The sequence below is a fragment of the Candidatus Binatia bacterium genome, assembly GCA_023150935.1.
Classification (GTDB): domain Bacteria; phylum Desulfobacterota; class Binatia; order HRBIN30; family HRBIN30; genus JAKLJW01.
This window is the reverse complement of sequence record JAKLJW010000002.1, coordinates 43,850-60,068: the sequence shown is the minus strand read 5'-3', so window position 1 is coordinate 60,068 and position 16,219 is coordinate 43,850. Positions and strand designations below refer to the sequence as shown.

Genomic DNA, 16,219 nt, shown 5'->3' with positions numbered 1-16,219 from the left:
CACGATCCTCCTCGGTCGATCGAGTGCCGGCCGCTCGCCGGCCGTCTCTGGCAGTACCACAGTCCGCCGTCGCGCCAAACCGCCCGTTGTCGTCTTGCCCGCTCGACACCAGGGTGCGATAGGTGCTTATCGAGTACGCGAATGGGTTACCGAGCAACGAACGCGGATTGCCGTTGGGCCGGCGAGATCGTTGTTGCGACCGTCGCGTTTGCGCTGGTGCTGGCGTTCGGCGGCTGGCGGGCGGCCCGCGCCGACCGCCGCGTCGACTTCGGTGCACCCTTGGGCCCGAGCGAGATTGTCTACGTCGTGGATAGCGGCGGTCGGGTCGTGGTCGACCACAACGGCGACCGATCGTTCATCCCGGCATCGACCATCAAGGTATTCACGACCCTGCTGGCAGCCCGGCGGCTCGGCATGGACCACCGGTTCACCACCGAGTTCTTCCTCGAAGGCGACACTATGGTTGTACGCGGGCGGGGCGATCCTTTCCTGGTATCGGAAGAGCTGGACGCGGTCGCGGCCGCGCTCCGGGCTCGGCTCGGCGCGCGGAGCCTGGCCGGGATTGCCGTCGACGACTCGTTCTTTGCTCCGGCCATCGTCATTCCCGGAGTCGGCGGTTCTGCCAATCCGTACGACGCGCCGAATTCGGCCACGGCGGTGAACTTCAACACCATCGTGCTCGATCGCCGCGGGGGAGCGATCCGCTCCACCGAGCCGCAAACGCCGCTGACACCGCTGGCGCTGACGCTGGCGGGCGAGCGCAAGATCGACGGTACGCTGCGCTTCAATCTCGGTCACCGCAACGGTGACGCCGCCCGTTACGCCGCGGAGGTCATTGCGGCCAAGCTGCGCGCCGCGGGAGTCACGGTGGGTAAGGCGACGGGGCAGCGGGCCGCGCCCTCTGCGGCGCCGTTTTACGTGCACCACAACAGCCGCACCCTGGCCGCGGTCTGTCGCGCGTTGCTCGAGCATTCGAATAACTTCGTCGCCAACCAGGTCTTCCTCGCGGTGGGCGCGAAGGCGGAGGGAGCGCCTGCGTCGCTGGAGAAGAGCGCCGTGGCGGCGCGGGAGTTGCTCGCCGCGCACCCCGAGCTCGACGGGATCGAGGTCGTCGAAGGCTCGGGTCTGTCGTACGACAACCGCGCCACCGCGCCGGCCATGGCGGCGTTGCTCGATCTGTTTGCGCCGTACCGAGACCTGCTGAAGGAAGTCGACGGCGTGCGGCACAAGACCGGCACGCTGCAGGCGGCGCGTTCCGTCGTGGGCTATCTCGACACCGCGCGGCACGGGACGGTGCGCTTCGTCGTCAGCCTCGACGGCCGCGGCAGCGACCGCCGAGCGCGGATCGTCGAGACGCTGCGCCGTCAACTGTGAGCCTGGGTCCGCGTTCCACCGCCTTAGCGCGGGCGGCCACCCGCAACCCAATGGCCCCATCAGCCATGCCTTTGGGAGGGCGAGGCTCCCGCCGAGCCGCAGCGGCCTGACGACGGCTCGCCAGGAGCCTCGCCCTCCCCATCCGATTCCTTCGCGCCGTGCGCGCAAACTCGTAAATCGTTAAGTCAGGGTGAGCGGGGAAAGCCCAATGAGATCAATTCCACCACCGCTCAGGCTGAGCTTGTCGAAGCCGGGTTTGGCCGCTTATCGACAGACTCGAAAGCGGGAATCCAGGTGGGCTGTGGTTTCCTGGACCCCCCGCTCCCGGCTTTCGCCGGGACAAGCTTCGCGGGGGTGACGGCTTACGGGCATGCGGACATCTGTTAGCGCCGGACTTGGGTAGACGGGTATCTGTTGTCGCGTAACCCACGGGCGTGGCATGAAGGGCACCGGGATGTGGTTGCTTCTCAAGAACGTGATCTTCACCGTGCTGGCACCGGGCACCGTGGTGGGGTTGTTGCCGTGGCGGATACTGGTCTGGACCGGGGGTGACGCGATTCCCGCCGTCGGGTGGTTGCAGGTGCTGGCGGTTGTTCCGGCGGTGACCGCGGTGGGTATCTACGTCTGGTGCGTGTACGACTTTATGGTGGTGGGGCGTGGTACGCCGGCGCCGGTCGATCCGCCGCAAGAGCTGGTGGTCCGTGGGCTCTATCGGGTGACGCGCAATCCGCTCTACGTCGCCGTGTTCTGCATGATCGCGGCAGAGGCGATGTTTTTCGCGTCGGCCTGGCTGCTGCTATACGCGGCGGCGATGGGAATCGTGTTCCAGAGCTTCGTGGTTTTGTACGAAGAGCCGACGTTGCGGCGGTTGTTCGGTTCGGCGTACGCCGACTACACGACCAGCGTACCGCGCTGGTTCTGGTGAAGTTACTTCCCGATTGCGGTTAGCTCCAGGTCGGCGACGATGCAGTCGTGATCGGAGACGCGCAGATCCCCGACGGCAGCGACAACAACCGACGGCGCCATGCGATCCGTACGCGGCACCACCCCGCGAGTGAAAAGCCAGTCGAGTTTGAGCCAGTACGCGGGGTCGCGAATGCCGAACGGTACGCAGGTGGGGATATCGGGGGCGTTGACTTCGTCGACGAGAAAGCCGGCCTCCCTGACCGACGCGAACAGCGGCTCGTACGGTTCCGGGTGGCGCAACCGTGCAGGGTCGCGCTTCAGGAGGTCGGGAATCGAGAAGATCTCTTCGTCGCGACCTCCGTCCACGGTCGCCGTGTTGAGGTCGCCCCCGACGATCGCCGGCGCACCGGCGGGAATCGACGCCAGCACGGCCTCCATCTGTTCCCGCCGGCCCGCCGGAGTGGTGCGGTTCTCGAGATGGACTGACGCCAGGGTAACGTCGCCGGCCGCCGTTTCGATCTCGGCGAGGAGCGCCATGCGGCCGCCGACGCGCGCCTGTGTACCTTCGGCCCAGGTGCAGTGCACGGGCAGTCGAACCACGCGTGGCGCAACGAGAGGCCAGCGGCTGAGAATGGCGTTGCCGTGGAGGCTCCAGGTGTTGTCGCCCGGCGCGTCGAGCTCCGCGGCCTCGCCCTTGGTAAGTTCGAGGAACTCGATCCCATACGCGTAGCCGAGGGCCCATGTCTGCGCGAGATCGCGGGCCACGTGACGATTGCCCGAACGCGCCATGCCCCAGTCGGCTTCGCTGATCAGAAATACGTCGACGTCCTGCAATGCGGGATGCGCCGAGAGCAGGGCAACGATGCCGTCGAAGCGGCTGCCACGTTCGATGTTGAAAGCCGCGACCCGTATTCGCGCCGGCCGCTCGTCGGCCGCAGGTTGCTGGACATCCACCGCATCCAGCCAGGTAAGGGAGCGTCTGAGATGGGCGGCCCGGCTCCGCACCTCGCGGCGCAGACGATCGATCTCCGCTGGCGTGAGCAGTGGAATTTCGGATATTGCGGGCATGCCTTACGCGGGACCGCAACCGTCGTGCTCGGGCGGCTCGGTCGATGGTACTCGACATATGCCGGCCTGCGGGTCCATCTTCCCTGTCACCTGCCTATGACATCAGGGTGCCGTGCAGTGCAACCGGGGCGCGGGTACTTGTCGCCTCATTGCGGGCGGGACGAGCAGTTGGATGCACGCCGGCGCGGGCATGAATTCGGCTAGTCTGCGACAGAGGTTCGGATGCGCACGTTGAGCGCAGTCGGTGTCGTTTTCCTGGTCGTCGCAGCGGTGGCGCGACCGGCTTTCGGCGACTCTGCCGTTTACGAGGACGGGCTGACCGGCGGATGGCAGGATTGGTCATGGGCTCCGGTCTCGATCGACCTGGCGGCCACCGTCCCGGTGCACTGGGGAACCAACGCCATCGCCGTGACCTTTACCGGCGCGTGGGGTGGGTTTCAGGTGGGTCACGTACCCCAGGTGGATCCCGGTACGGCCACGGCGTTGCGGTTTTTCGTGCACGGCGGATCCGCCGGCGGGCAACAGGTTCTGGTCCGGTTGGGAAACAACCAGACCGGCGCGCTCGTCGAGCAGGGAGTGTCGCCGGTCGCGGGGCGGTGGACCGAGGTGGACATCCCGTTGGCCGGGTTGGGGACGCCGACGCGAGTCGACTACGTCTTCTGGCACGATCAGGCTGGACGATCGCAACCGACTTTCTATCTGGACGACATTGCGTTGGTGACCGTGGGCGTACCGACTCCCACCCCGGTGCCTCCGGGCAGCGGTCCGGCGTTGAACGTCAACGCGCAGGCCGACCGGCGTGCAATCAGTCCGCTGATCTACGGCATGAACTTCGCCGACGAGGACCTTGCGGCCGATCTCCGGCTGCCGGTGCGCCGCTTCGGCGGCAATTCAACGACCCGGTACAGTTGGGTGTACGACACCAGCAACCGCGCCAGCGACTGGTACTTCGAGAACATCCCGGAGGACAACGACAACCCGGGAGTGCTGCCTGACGGCTCGACGACGGACAAGTTCATCGACCAGGACCGGCGCACGGGGACGGCCACGATCATGACCGTTCCGCTGATCGGTTGGGCTCCGAAGGCCCGCGGGTACGCGTGCGGCTTCAGTGTTGCCAGGTACGGGGCTCAGCAATCTACCGATCCGTGGCGGCCGGATTGCGGCAACGGGATAGGTACGAACGGCGCCGAGATCGCCGGCAACGATCCGGCCGACACCAGCGTGGCGATCGATCCGGGGTACGTGCGGGACTGGCTGTCGCACCTGGCCGGCAAGTACGGCCCGGCAGGGTCGGGCGGGGTCCGGTTCTACAACCTCGACAACGAGCCGATGTTGTGGCCGGACACTCACCGGGACGTGCATCCGGCCCCCACGAGTTACGACGAGATGCGCGATCGCACGTTCGCGTACGCCGCAGCCATCAAAGCGGTCGATGCCTCGGCGCAGACGCTGGGCCCGGTGGTATGGGGATGGACCGCGTATTTCTGGTCGGCCCTCGATTGGGCGCCGGGCGGGAGCTGGTGGACCAACCCGCAGGATCGTCTGGCACACGGCAACGTACCGTTTGTGGAGTGGTATTTGGGGCAGATGCAGGCGTACGAGCAGCAGCACGGGGTGCGTATCCTCGATTACCTCGATCTGCACTATTACCCGCAGGCCTCGGGGGTGTCGTTGTCGTCCGCGGGGAGTGCGGCGACGCAGGCGTTGAGGTTGCGCTCGACGCGGTCGCTCTGGGATCCGACGTACGTGGACGAGAGCTGGATCAACGAGGCGGTCCAGCTCATTCCGCGCCTGCGGGGCTGGATCGCAGCGCGTTACCCGGGCACGAAGACGGCAATTACCGAGTACAACTGGGGCGCACTCGATCACATCAACGGCGCTCTCGCCCAGGCGGATGTCCTGGGGATATTCGGCCGCGAGGGATTGGATCTGGCGACGCTGTGGGATCCGCCGACGCGCTATCAGCCGGGGGCCTTCGCTTTTCGCATGTACCGCAATTACGACGGTACCGGCGGCGCCTTCGGGGACATCGGCGTGCGCGCGGGCAGCGGCGATCAGGGGCAGCTCGCGGTGTACGCGGCGGAGCGCAGCGGCGACGGTTCCTTGACCGTGATGGTCGTGAACAAGACCGCACAATCGCTGACCGCGGCCCTGACGGTCGCCGGCTTCGTCCCGGGTGGAGCGGCCCGCGTGTACCGGTATGGCGACCCCGATCTCTCCGCCATCGTGCGCGCGGCGGACGTCGACTTCTCCGCCGGGGCGGCGAGCGTGAGTTTCGCTGCCTCGTCGATAACGCTGCTGGTAGTTCCCGCGTCCGGCGCCGGGACGCCGGTGCCGACGGCGACACCGAGCACGACGCTTCCTCCGGCCACAGCGACGCCAACGCTCACGCCGGTCCCACCGGCGACCGCGACGCGCACGGCCACCGCGACGTCAGGTGCGACGCAAACCGCCACCACCGTTCCGACCGGCACGCCAACGGTGGGACCGCGAGTGCGTGGTCGGGTGCGGTATTCCGCCGCGGGTACGGGGGTCGGCAACGTCGAGCTGCGGCTGAGCGGCAACGGTACGGTGACGACGGCTACGGAGGCGACGGGAGAGTTTGCGCTGTCGGGGGTGACCGGCGACGCGCAGCTCGAGCCGCGCCGGCTCGGCAGTGTCGGCGGAGCCGTGAGCGCGCTTGACGCGTCGTACGTTCTGCAAAGTGTCGTCGGCAGTCGCACGTTAACTGCGGGCCAGCAACTCGCCGGCGATGTAAGCGGCAACGGTACGTTGAGCGCGTTCGATGCGTCGCTGATTCTGCAGCGCTCCGTCGGGCTGATAGCGCGGTTTCCGGTCGCCGTAACGTGCGATTCGGATTGGGCCTTCGAACCGCTGGCGGTACCGGGGGCTGGGTTGGAGGTAGTACCGCCCCTGATGACGCCCGGCACCTGTCGGATGGGGGCGGTGCAGTATCGGCCCCTGAGCACCGATGTCGAGGGCCAGGACTTCGCGGCTGTCGTGTTCGGCGACGTGACCGGCAACTGGATCGAGCCGTCAATCGGGGTGCGCTGAACCCCGCGTCGTTGCGGGTGTAGCCGTCCGGCAAAATCGGCTAGGGTGGCTACCCATGAGCGGACTTCTCGATGGCAAGGTGGCGATAGTAACGGGGGCCGGGTCGGGGCTCGGCCGTGCCGGGGCGGTGGCGCTGGCAGCAGCCGGGGCGCGAGTGGTGGTCTCGGACGTCAACGTCGACGGCGGCAACGAGACGGTGTCGACGATCGCGCGTGCCGGCGGCTCGGTAACGTTCATCGCCGCGGATGTGGGGACACCGGAGGCGTGCGAGCGGCTGGTGGCCCAGACGGTTGCGGCGCACGGCGGGCTCCACGTACTGTACAACAACGCGGGCATCGCGCTGCCGTTCGACGACGGGTTTTCTCCGCGCGTCGATCCGGCGGTGTGGGACCGAGTAATCCGCGTGAACCTGTCGAGTGTGTTTTACTGCTGTCACTACGCGATCCCGGTCATGGCGGAGGCGGGCGGAGGATCGATCGTCAACACGGCCTCGTCGATGGCGCACCTGCCGCTCGGCGGCCTCGACGGCTACGCCGCCTCCAAGGGCGGCGTGGCGCAGTTGACGAAATCGCTCGCCGTCGGGTGCGGGCCCTTGAACATTCGGGTGAACGCGATCAGTCCGGGTTACGTCGATACCCCCATGAACGCGATGATCTGGCAGAGCGCGGAGATGAAGGCCGGTTTCGAGCGTGGTCATGCGATGGGGTTGCAGACGCCGGAAGAGATTGCCGACCTCGTTGTGTTCCTGGCCAGCGACGCGGCGCGATCGCTGACCGGTGCGGTGCTCAACTGCGACCGTGGCTGGACAGCATTCAAGCAGCCCGATCTGTTTCGGTAGACGGCTCGTGCGGGCGGGGCACTGGCGGCGGGTGGTGGGGTGGGCGGTAGTCGGCCTGCTGGCGGTGCCGCCGGTGGTCGTGCTGGTGTGTCGATTCGCTCCGCCGCCCGTCACCCCGTTCATGGTGCTGCGTTGGATCGGTGGGGCGGGACTCGACTACCGCTGGGTACCGTTGCAGGCAATGTCGCCGGCAATTGTGCGTGCGGTGATCGCGGCGGAGGACACGCGATTCCTGCGGCATCGGGGTTTCGATTGGGTCGAGATCGACGCCGCCTGGGAAGCGGGGCAACGAGGGCGGCGTTTGCGGGGGGCGTCGACGATCAGCCAGCAGTGCGCGCGCATGCTGCTGCTGTGGCCGGGGCGCGGCATCGTCAGGAAAGCCGCGGAGGCTTACGTGACGCTGTGGATGGAAGCGCTGTGGAGCAAGCGGCGCATCCTCGAGGTCTATCTGAATATCGTCGATTGGGGCGAGGGGGTTTACGGCTGCGAGGCGGCGTCGGAACGGGCGTTCGGAACGACGTGCGCCGCGCTCGGGGCGGGCAACGCGGCGAGGCTGGCAGCGATTCTGCCCAATCCGCAGCGCTGGTCGGCAGCGCGGCCGAGTCGCTACATCCGTGCCCGTGCCGGCAGCATACTGCGGCGGATGGATAAAGTGGCAGTACCGGTGTCCCGGTAACCGCGGACATCGGGCTCTTCGGCGAGCGGCTCGGGGCGGACCCCGTGCGCGGGCGTGTTCAGATCCCCGGCCGAAGCAGCTCGCGCACGCCGTCGGGAGTGCCGACGAGGACGCGATGGGCCATGCCGGTGAAGAGACCCGTGCCGACGACGCCGGGGATGGAACGTAGGGCCAGATCGAGTGCGGCCGGGTCGGAGATCGGATCGGTGCCACAATCGAGGATGTGGTTGCCGCTGTCGGTGATGAAGGGCTTCTCCTCGTGAAGCCGCAGCACCGGGCGCAAACCGAGACCGGCAATGCGGCGGCGACAGAAAGCTTCGGCGAACGGGATGACTTCGACCGGGAGCTTGCCGCGACTGCCGAGCACCGGCACCAGCTTCTCGTTGCCGACGAGAATGATTTCCTGCCGTGAAGCGGCGGCGACGATCTTTTCGCGCACCAGAGCTCCGCCATATCCCTTGATCAGGTCGAGATGCGGGTCGACTTCGTCGGCGCCGTCGCAGGTTAGATCGAGCGTGTCCTCCTCGTCGAGGGTCGCGAGGGGGATACCGAGACCGCGAGCGAGATCGGCAGTCGTTCGCGACGTGGGAACACCGCGGATGCGCAGGCCGTCGCGGACACGAACGGCGAGGCGGTGTACGAACGCGGTGGCGGCGCGTCCGGTGCCAAGGCCGACGACGGTGTCGGGACGCACCAGCTCGAGGGCGCGGTCGGCAACCCGCACGAGCACGGGGTCGGTGGGAGGCGCGAGGACGGAGGGCATGTCTCAGCATCGACCGACCGGCCGGTCGTGCGCAAGAGCCGCGCAAGAATTCGCCGATGGGCGCGCCACGGGGGTTCGCTTGCGTCAGGAGCGGGGGGTTTCTAGAATCCGCTCACTGCATGGACCGCTGGCTGGATCGTTGGCGCGAGCAGGGGCCGGCGCTGCCTCCCGACGAGCGCCGCCGGCGTCGGCGCGAGCTGGTAATCATCGTCGTGACCGCGGTCGCGCTCGTGGGCTTCGCCGTTCTCGAAGCGCGCCTGCCCGAGCTGCGCAGCAGCGCCGGCCTCTCGGGCAACATCATTTACTTCCTGCTGGTCAATCTGAACCTGGTGCTGCTGGTCCTGTTCGTCTTTCTATTGACGCGGAACCTGATGAAGCTGGCGCTGGAGCGGCGGCGGGGCATCTTCGGGTCGCGTTTGCGGACGCGGTTGGTGCTGGCCTTTACCGGCCTGACGCTGGTGCCGGCGACCCTGTTGTTTTTCGTCTCGGAGAGCGTGCTGACGGCGGCGTTCGATACCTGGTTCAACGTGCGCGTCGAGAGTTCGCTGGAAGGCTCTCTCGATGTTGCCGAGAGCTACTATCAGTTCGCAGCCAGCAACGCGCAGCACTTCGCTGACGAAATGGCGCGGCAAGTCGAGGAGCGCGGCATGCTGGGCGCCGGACACCGCACCGGTCTGCAGCGTTTCGTGGAAGCCAAGCGGACCGAGTTCGGATTGGCCGCGGTGCAGGTTTTCGGTCCCGACGGCAAGAGCCTGGCCCGGTCGGCCAGCACCGAGCTGGCGCGGGCGTCCAGCGTCGAGTCCCCCGATCTGCTCAGCGAGCTGCTCGAAGGCGAGGATGCGGCGAGCACGATACCCTATGGTCGAACCGACATCATCCGCGTCGGGTCGCCGATTCACGGAGCGCAGGGCGCCGTGCTGGGCGCCGTGGCCGTCGATTACCTGGTGCCGCGGCGGGTCAGCCAGACGGCGCGCGATCTGGCGCGGGCCTATCACGAGTACCGGACGCTGGCGTCCATGAAGCAGCCGATCAAGAACGGCTACATCCTGACCCTGGCTCTGGTGACTCTGGCCGTGGTTTTTCTGGCGACCTGGTTTGGGTTACGTCAGGCGCGGGCGATCACCGTGCCGTTGCGGCGTCTGGCCGAAGGAACCCGGGAAGTCGCGCAGGGCAACTGGGATCATCGCATTGAAGCCGGGAGCGACGCCGATGTGGCGGTGCTGGTCGATTCGTTCAACCAGATGACCTGTGCGCTCCAGCAGATGAATGCGGAGGTGGTGGAGCGCCGCACGGAGCTCGAGAGCATTCTGGAGAACATCGCTGCCGGAGTGGTGTCGCTGGACGGTGCCGGACAGGTGGCGATGGTCAACCGGGCTGCCGAGCGCATGCTCGGAGTACGGCTGGCCGCGGTTCGGGGCGTCGGGTGGATGGACGCGTTCGAACGCTCCGACCTGCGCGCGGTGGCCGCGGCGGTTCACGAGGAGCTGTTATCGCCGGCCGACGAAGTGCAACGACAGGTGAAACTCGTCGGGGGCGAGCACATCGTCACGGCGCTGGTCACGGTAACGGCCTTGCGTGACGAGGCCGGGCTACGCCGGGGGACGATGTTGTTTCTCGAGGACGTGACCCACTTGCAGCGGGTGCAGCGCATGGAGGCCTGGCGCGAGGTGGCGCGGCGTCTGGCGCACGAAATCAAGAACCCGCTCACGCCCATCCAGCTCTCGGCGCAGCGCCTGCGCAAACGGTACGGCGCGTTGCTCGGCGAGGCCGACGGCGGGGTGTTCGACGAGTGCACGCGGACGATCGGACGGCAGGTCGACGAACTGAAGCGCATGGTGAACGAGTTCTCGATGTTCGCGCGGCTACCGGCGCTGGAGCTGGTGGCGAGCGATCTGAACGGCGTGGTTGAGGAAGCGCTGGTGCTTTATCGCGAGGCGCATCCGGAGATCCGCTTCGACGTGCAGCTCGGACCGGAACTGCCCCCGGTCGGTCTGGATCGCGAAGCGATCAAGCGTGCGCTCATCAACATGCTCGACAACGCCGTGACGGCGTCCAAAGATGCCCCCGGCGGCGGGCGCATCGAGATAAACACCGCAGTGCTGCCGGTGCCGGGGCTGGTGCGCCTCGAACTGGCGGATAACGGCCCCGGGCTGAGTGGCGACGCGAAGATGCGGCTGTTCGAGCCGTACTTTTCAACGAAAAAGGACGGGACCGGTCTCGGTCTGGCCATCGTCGCATCTATTCTGGCGGACCATCAAGCGTATATTCGGGTCCGTGACAATGCGCCGCGAGGGACGCGGTTCGTCATCGAGTTTCCCGTGCTGCGAGCCGGGGCGGGGACGCGGGTCGCCGCTCACGCGTGAGGAGGACAGCATGCCGACCGTACTCGTCGTCGACGACCAGCCGGAGATCCGCGCCTCGGTGCGAGGCGTTCTAAGCGACGAGGGATTGCGGGTTCTGGAGGCGGCCGACGGCGGTCAGGCGCGGGACCTCATCCGGCAGGAAAGCCCCGAGCTGGTGATCCTCGACATCTGGATGCCGGACGTCGATGGGTTGCAGTTGCTGCGCGAGCTTCACGGCACCGAGCGGCCGCCGGAAGTCATCGTCATTTCCGGGCACGGCAACATCGAAACCGCGGTGCAGGCGACCAAGTTGGGCGCCTTCGACTTCATCGAAAAACCCTTTTCGCTCGACGGACTGGTGCGCATCGTCAATCGGGCGCTCGATCACCATGCGGAAAGTGCGCGCTATCCGGGGACGGCGGGCAGCGGGACCGAGGTGGAAGTTGCGGGCGCATCGGGCGGGCCCGCCGGCGCGGCGGCAACGGGGCTAGTGCTGCACGAGCGCACCATCGCGCGCAGTGTCGTGGCGAGCGGGCGGGGATTGCATTCCGGCACGAAGACCGGCTTGATCCTGCAGCCGCTCCCTCCGCGCAGCGGCATTCTCTTTACGAGTCTGTCCGCCGACGAGAGCGTCCCGGCTCACCTGGATTGGGTCGACTCCACGGGTTACTCGACGACCCTCTATCGGCGCGGCGTGACGGCCAAGACGGTGGAGCATCTGCTGGCGACGCTGCACGCCTACGGCATTACGAACTTGCTCGTGAAGATGCAGGAAGAGACGCCGATTATGGACGGCTCGGCCATCGAGTTCTGCGAGCTCATCGAGTCGGCGGGCGTTACCGAGCAGGACGGCACGATCGAACAACTGGTCATCCACCGGCCGATAATGGTTGGCAAGCCGGACGGCGAGTGCATTGGCATCGAGCCGATGGACGGATTCGCGATCGCGTACACGCTGCGTTACCCGCCGCCGGTGGGCGAGCAACAGTATACCTACATTCACCGGGGACCGGAGTCGTTCCGCGCCGAGATAGCTCCCGCCCGCACGTTCGGGTTCCTGCGCGACATGAAGGCGATGGCGGCGATGGGATTGGCCAACGGGGGACGGCTCGACAACTGTATACTCATCGACGACGAGAAGGTCGTGAATACTACCCTGCGATTCGACGACGAGTTCGCCCGGCACAAGATCCTGGACATCATGGGCGATATGTATCTGCTGGGGAGGCCGCTGCGCGGCAAGATCACGGCGCGTATGACCGGGCATTCGGACAACATCGCGCTCTTGCGCGAGGTAAGGCGGGCGGGCGGCTTGTGACCGCGCTTCGACTCAGCCGTCGACGACGGCGCGGAGTCCGGGGTGCGCGCGGGCGATTTGTTTGGCCGCCTTTTGCGCCTGACCGCGGTCGCGGTAGCCGCCGATGGTAACGCGGTACGAGTCACCCTTCTTCTGACGGACCCGGACGACGGTCGCTTTGTAGCCCTTGCGCGCCATTGTCGCGCGCAGCCGTTCGGCTTGCGCGCGCGAGCTGAAAGCACCGAGTCGAACCGAGTAGTACGGTCGCGACTTGCCTGCCCTGGCGACCGTGGCGCTACCGTCGGCCTTGCGCCGCGACGCAGACTGGGAGTTGGTTCGGGGCGCTATACGCGACCGGGTCGCGGTCAGATCCTCGTTGGTGTACACCCGCGCGGTCTCGGTCCGACCGGCGCGGGTCGGCTTACCGAAGGCGGTCGAGAGCGAGGCCTCGGCCGACGCCTTGTTCCAGGCGTCGCTCGCCGCGATGGAGTCGCGCGTCGGTGCCGCGGCGCGCTGCGCCGGCTCGAGGATCGGTCCGGTCTCCTCCCGAAAGCCGTAGGCGAACAACGTCTTCAGATCGCCCCAGAGGTCCGTGGAACCGAGAATTGCGACAAGGATCCGGCGCCCCCCGAGGGTCCCGGCGCCGACGAAGCATTTCTTCGAGGCGCGCGTCCAACCCGTCTTGCCGACGACGTGAATATGGTAGTCGTCGAGGAGCCGGTTGTGATTGCGCAGGGAGATCGCTCGCGTCGATCCGGCGGCGGGTACGATGGTCGACGTCTTCGTCGCGACGATACGAGCGAACTCCGGGTTTTCGAGGGCACGGCCGAACACGGTCGCCAGGTCTCGCGACGTCGAGTAGTGATTATCGGCGGGGAGGCCGTTGGGGTTGACGAAGTGGGTATTCCACGCACCGAGACGCTGCGCATGCCGGTTCATGCGGCGGGCGAATTCCTCGACCGACCCGGAAAGCCCCTCGGCGATGACCACGCTGGCATCGTTGGCGGAGTTGAGCAGCACGGCATAGACAAGATCGCGCACGCGTATGCGCCATCCGGCTCGGAGATGAATCTTGGAAGCCGGCGTTCGCGCGGCGTCTTTCGAAACCCACAGCGAATCGTCCAGACGACCGCTTTCCAGGGCGACCATGGCGGTAACGACCTTCGTCGTGCTGGCCGGCGGCAGAGGTAAATCGGGCTGTCGTTGCCAGATGACCTGACCGGTCTGATTGTCGATCAGAATACCGGACTTGGCGGTGACGACGCGGCCCGGCTCCTCGGCCCAGGTCGCTGCGACGGCCAGTAGGAGCGCCCCGAGAACGGGGAGAACGCGCAGTGCAGCACCCATGCGAAGCGTTCCTCGGCCACCCGACCCCACTGCACGATCTTCAGGGAATACTCCCGCCTTGTCAACCAACCCGGGCGCTCGGGCAACGCGCTCGGGCCTCAGGATTGGCTTTCCAGAACCGCCGGCGCCGCGCGGGCCCCCTGCAGCAACATCCGACGGAAGAAGAACACGCTGACGACCATCGGGACGAAATAGTAGGCGACCCGGAAAATCAACGCCGCGACCACGGCGGTCTCGAAGGGGACCGCCAGGCTGGCGAAGATGGCCGCCATCGACCCCTCCATGACCCCGAGTCCGCCCGGGATAAACGACACCAACGACAGGATCATGCCGACGGCAAATCCTACGATCACAAACGAGATCGGAACCGGGTGGCGCACCGCGAGGAACGCCGTGTACAGCACGAGCAGGGTGATCACCCAATCGAGCAATATCCAAAGCGTCGGGCCGATCATGTGCCGCTTGCGGGCGACCATGAACGCGATGCCCCGGTTCAGGTTGCGCTGGAAGCGCCAGACGTGCACGCGTGGAGGCTTGTGCCGCGGCACCAGCTTGTGAAGCAACCAGTGGGCCGTCTCGGCGAGGATAAACAGCGTCCGGCGCCGGAGTTCGTGGTGCAAGAGCAGAAGCAAAGCCACCGCGGCCGCGAGGACGAAGACGGAGAGCAGCACGGCAATCGTCCCCAGCGCATAGCCGCGCAGTTCGTGGGCTTGCAGCAAGTACGTGAACCCGCCGAGCAGGAAGAACAGGAGAACGAGGTTGGTCAGGAACGTCTGGATCAAAGAGATGATGACGGCGGTTCCGGACGGGGTGCCGAGGCGCACGAAGTAGTAGAGGCGGACGGCAAACCCGCTCAAGCCCCCGGCCGACACCACGTAGTTCATGGTGTTGGCGACGAACGTAATCTTGAGCATCTCCCAATAGGGGATTCGTGCGCCGGCTGCCGTGGCGATCCCGGCATACGACAGGGCCATCACGACGTAGCTGGCGATGCCGCAGGCAAGCGGCAGCGCCAGGAGAACCCAGTCTATGGTCGCCGCGGTCTCGAGAAGCTTCTGGCCGTCGGCAGCCACAAACATGACCACCAGGACCGCCAGTCCCACGAGCAGTGCCCAGGAGAGCATGTGAACGTGCCGTCCCGGACCACGGTTGGCCTCCGAAGGCGGTGCGGGTTGCGGTGGACCGGCGGGCGCGGTGGGGGGCATCGTCAGACGGGCCTTGCACTTAGTCGAGTTCGGCGCAAGTGAGGCGACCTATTCGCACCGGCGATCGGGGCGGGGCAGCGAGGAACTTGCTCCGGTCGCCCGGACGAGCCGGCCTCTCCCGGCGGCGCTCGGAAGGGCGCTCTCGGCCGGCAGGCGAAACCAACGGCTCTCCGAGTCAATGCGCGGCCGAACCCATCCGCTGGCGTCCTTAATTGCCCTACCCCGCGTCATAGCGTCAAGGCGCCGCGTGCCACTCGCCGGTGCGCTTGTGGGGCGGGAGGTGTCGCGCTAAACGACAGACGCCCGCCGGGTCAGGAGGAGGCATGTTCGTCGTGTCGAATCTGCTGTTGGGGATCGCCCAGGTTCTGCAAGTGATCCTCAATTTGTATATGTGGGTCGTCATTGCCCGCGCCGTCATTTCGTGGGTCAATCCCGACCCATACAATCCCATCGTGCGGTTTCTGTACAGCGCGACGGAGCCCGTCCTTGCCCCACTGCGCCGCCGTGTTCCGTTGTTTGCCGGCGGTATCGACTTCTCTCCGATCCTCGTCATCCTCGCGATCATGTTTCTGCAAGGGTTTCTGGTGGGCAGTCTGCTGGACATGGCCGCAGCGGTGAGATGATCGGACCGGCACCTGCGCAAGGCACCTTTCGGGTGCGGGTGCGGGTGCAGCCGGGGGCGGCGCGGACCGAGATCGTCGGGCGGCATGGCGATGCGATCAAGGTGAGGGTGGCGGCCCCGCCGGCCCGCGGCGCTGCCAATGCGGCGCTGACGGACGCGCTGGCCGCCGCACTCGGCGTACCGAGGCGCGCGGTGCGGGTTGTTCAGGGACAAGCAAGTCGGGCCAAAGTCGTCGAAGTCGCCTGCGTCGATGTGGCCCGATGCCGTGCCCGGCTCGACGGTGTCGTCGATGCCGCGGTTGACAAGAGCGAGGGTGGTGGCTAGTTCCCGCCAAGACTCCCTTCCGTTCCGGAGGCCCCAACCGTGCCCATATACGAGTACGCATGTAAGAAGTGCGGTGAATTCGAGACGATGCAGAAGATCACCGACCCGCCGCTGACCAGGTGCCCGACCTGTTCGGGGCGGGTGAACAAGCTGATCTCGAACACGTCGTTTCAGCTCAAGGGCAGTGGTTGGTACGTTACCGACTACGCGCGTAAGGACGCGGGCAAATCCAGGGAAAAGGGAACCGCCGGCGAGGCCAAATCGGAGGCGAAGAGCGAGAAGCCGGCGTCGTCCGAGAAGCCAACTTCGGGATCGTCGACGCAGACCGCCGCCGCGTGACACCGGCAGCAATTCGCAGTGATCGAGCCGCTCCGGAATCTACCGGGGCGGCTTTTTTTTG

Annotated in this window: 14 protein-coding genes; 10 read left to right on the top strand and 4 right to left on the bottom strand. The window is 66.7% G+C overall.

Going from position 1 to position 16,219, the window contains the following annotated elements:
• Nucleotides 1–141: 141 nt before the first annotated feature.
• Nucleotides 142–1,374 carry a D-alanyl-D-alanine carboxypeptidase gene (locus L6Q96_02500; protein MCK6553446.1) on the top strand — a complete coding sequence of 411 codons (1,233 nt, stop codon included), beginning with the start codon at nt 142–144 and terminating at the stop codon, nt 1,372–1,374.
• Nucleotides 1,375–1,813: 439 nt separating this feature from the next.
• A complete protein-coding gene (locus L6Q96_02495) occupies nt 1,814–2,299 on the top strand; it encodes an isoprenylcysteine carboxylmethyltransferase family protein (protein MCK6553445.1) in 486 nt (161 codons plus the stop codon).
• Between the two features lie 2 nt (nt 2,300–2,301).
• On the opposite strand, the gene L6Q96_02490 is transcribed toward L6Q96_02495, so the two are convergent.
• Nucleotides 2,302–3,348, bottom strand: a complete 1,047-nt coding sequence (locus L6Q96_02490; GenBank protein ID MCK6553444.1) for a hypothetical protein — start codon at nt 3,346–3,348, stop codon at nt 2,302–2,304.
• A 222-nt stretch (nt 3,349–3,570) separates the two neighbouring features.
• Here L6Q96_02490 and L6Q96_02485 point away from each other — a divergent pair, with 222 nt between their 5' ends.
• Genes L6Q96_02485 through mtgA form a run of 3 tightly spaced genes read left to right on the top strand, consistent with a single transcriptional unit; the run spans nt 3,571 to nt 7,919 of the window.
• On the top strand, nt 3,571–6,405 hold the full coding sequence (locus L6Q96_02485) for a hypothetical protein (GenBank protein MCK6553443.1): 2,835 nt from the start codon (nt 3,571–3,573) through the stop codon (nt 6,403–6,405).
• Nucleotides 6,406–6,460: 55 nt separating this feature from the next.
• Nucleotides 6,461–7,243 carry an SDR family oxidoreductase gene (locus tag L6Q96_02480; protein ID MCK6553442.1) on the top strand — a complete coding sequence of 261 codons (783 nt, stop codon included), beginning with the start codon at nt 6,461–6,463 and terminating at the stop codon, nt 7,241–7,243.
• A 7-nt stretch (nt 7,244–7,250) separates the two neighbouring features.
• Complete coding sequence (mtgA, locus tag L6Q96_02475) at nt 7,251–7,919, top strand: monofunctional biosynthetic peptidoglycan transglycosylase (protein ID MCK6553441.1); 669 nt, start codon at nt 7,251–7,253, stop codon at nt 7,917–7,919.
• 58 nt (nt 7,920–7,977) lie between these two features.
• Here mtgA and rpiA read toward each other — a convergent pair whose 3' ends face one another.
• Complete coding sequence (rpiA, locus tag L6Q96_02470; GenBank protein MCK6553440.1) at nt 7,978–8,682, bottom strand: ribose-5-phosphate isomerase RpiA; 705 nt, start codon at nt 8,680–8,682, stop codon at nt 7,978–7,980.
• A gap of 119 nt (nt 8,683–8,801) precedes the next feature.
• On the opposite strand from rpiA, the gene L6Q96_02465 reads away from it, so the two are divergent.
• Nucleotides 8,802–11,045: an ATP-binding protein gene (locus tag L6Q96_02465; GenBank protein ID MCK6553439.1), complete on the top strand. Its 2,244-nt coding sequence runs from the start codon at nt 8,802–8,804 to the stop codon at nt 11,043–11,045.
• A 10-nt stretch (nt 11,046–11,055) separates the two neighbouring features.
• Nucleotides 11,056–12,342, top strand: a complete 1,287-nt coding sequence (lpxC, locus tag L6Q96_02460) for a UDP-3-O-acyl-N-acetylglucosamine deacetylase (GenBank protein ID MCK6553438.1) — start codon at nt 11,056–11,058, stop codon at nt 12,340–12,342.
• A gap of 12 nt (nt 12,343–12,354) precedes the next feature.
• Here the strand turns inward: lpxC and L6Q96_02455 are convergent, their stop codons facing one another.
• Nucleotides 12,355–13,668, bottom strand: coding sequence for a D-alanyl-D-alanine carboxypeptidase (locus tag L6Q96_02455; GenBank protein ID MCK6553437.1), 1,314 nt, complete (start codon nt 13,666–13,668; stop codon nt 12,355–12,357).
• A gap of 98 nt (nt 13,669–13,766) precedes the next feature.
• Nucleotides 13,767–14,792 (bottom strand): flippase-like domain-containing protein, encoded by a 1,026-nt coding sequence (locus L6Q96_02450; protein ID MCK6553436.1) that lies wholly within the window; start codon nt 14,790–14,792, stop codon nt 13,767–13,769.
• A 404-nt stretch (nt 14,793–15,196) separates the two neighbouring features.
• Here L6Q96_02450 and L6Q96_02445 point away from each other — a divergent pair, with 404 nt between their 5' ends.
• Genes L6Q96_02445 through L6Q96_02435 form a run of 3 tightly spaced genes read left to right on the top strand, consistent with a single transcriptional unit; the run spans nt 15,197 to nt 16,158 of the window.
• Nucleotides 15,197–15,496: a YggT family protein gene (locus L6Q96_02445; GenBank protein ID MCK6553435.1), complete on the top strand. Its 300-nt coding sequence runs from the start codon at nt 15,197–15,199 to the stop codon at nt 15,494–15,496.
• Entirely contained in the window at nt 15,493–15,819 is a 327-nt protein-coding gene (locus L6Q96_02440) for a DUF167 domain-containing protein (protein ID MCK6553434.1), read from the top strand. The genes L6Q96_02445 and L6Q96_02440 overlap by 4 nt, the downstream gene beginning before the upstream one ends.
• Before the next feature lie 39 nt (nt 15,820–15,858).
• Nucleotides 15,859–16,158, top strand: coding sequence for a zinc ribbon domain-containing protein (locus tag L6Q96_02435; protein ID MCK6553433.1), 300 nt, complete (start codon nt 15,859–15,861; stop codon nt 16,156–16,158).
• The last annotated feature ends 61 nt before the right edge of the window (nt 16,159–16,219 follow it).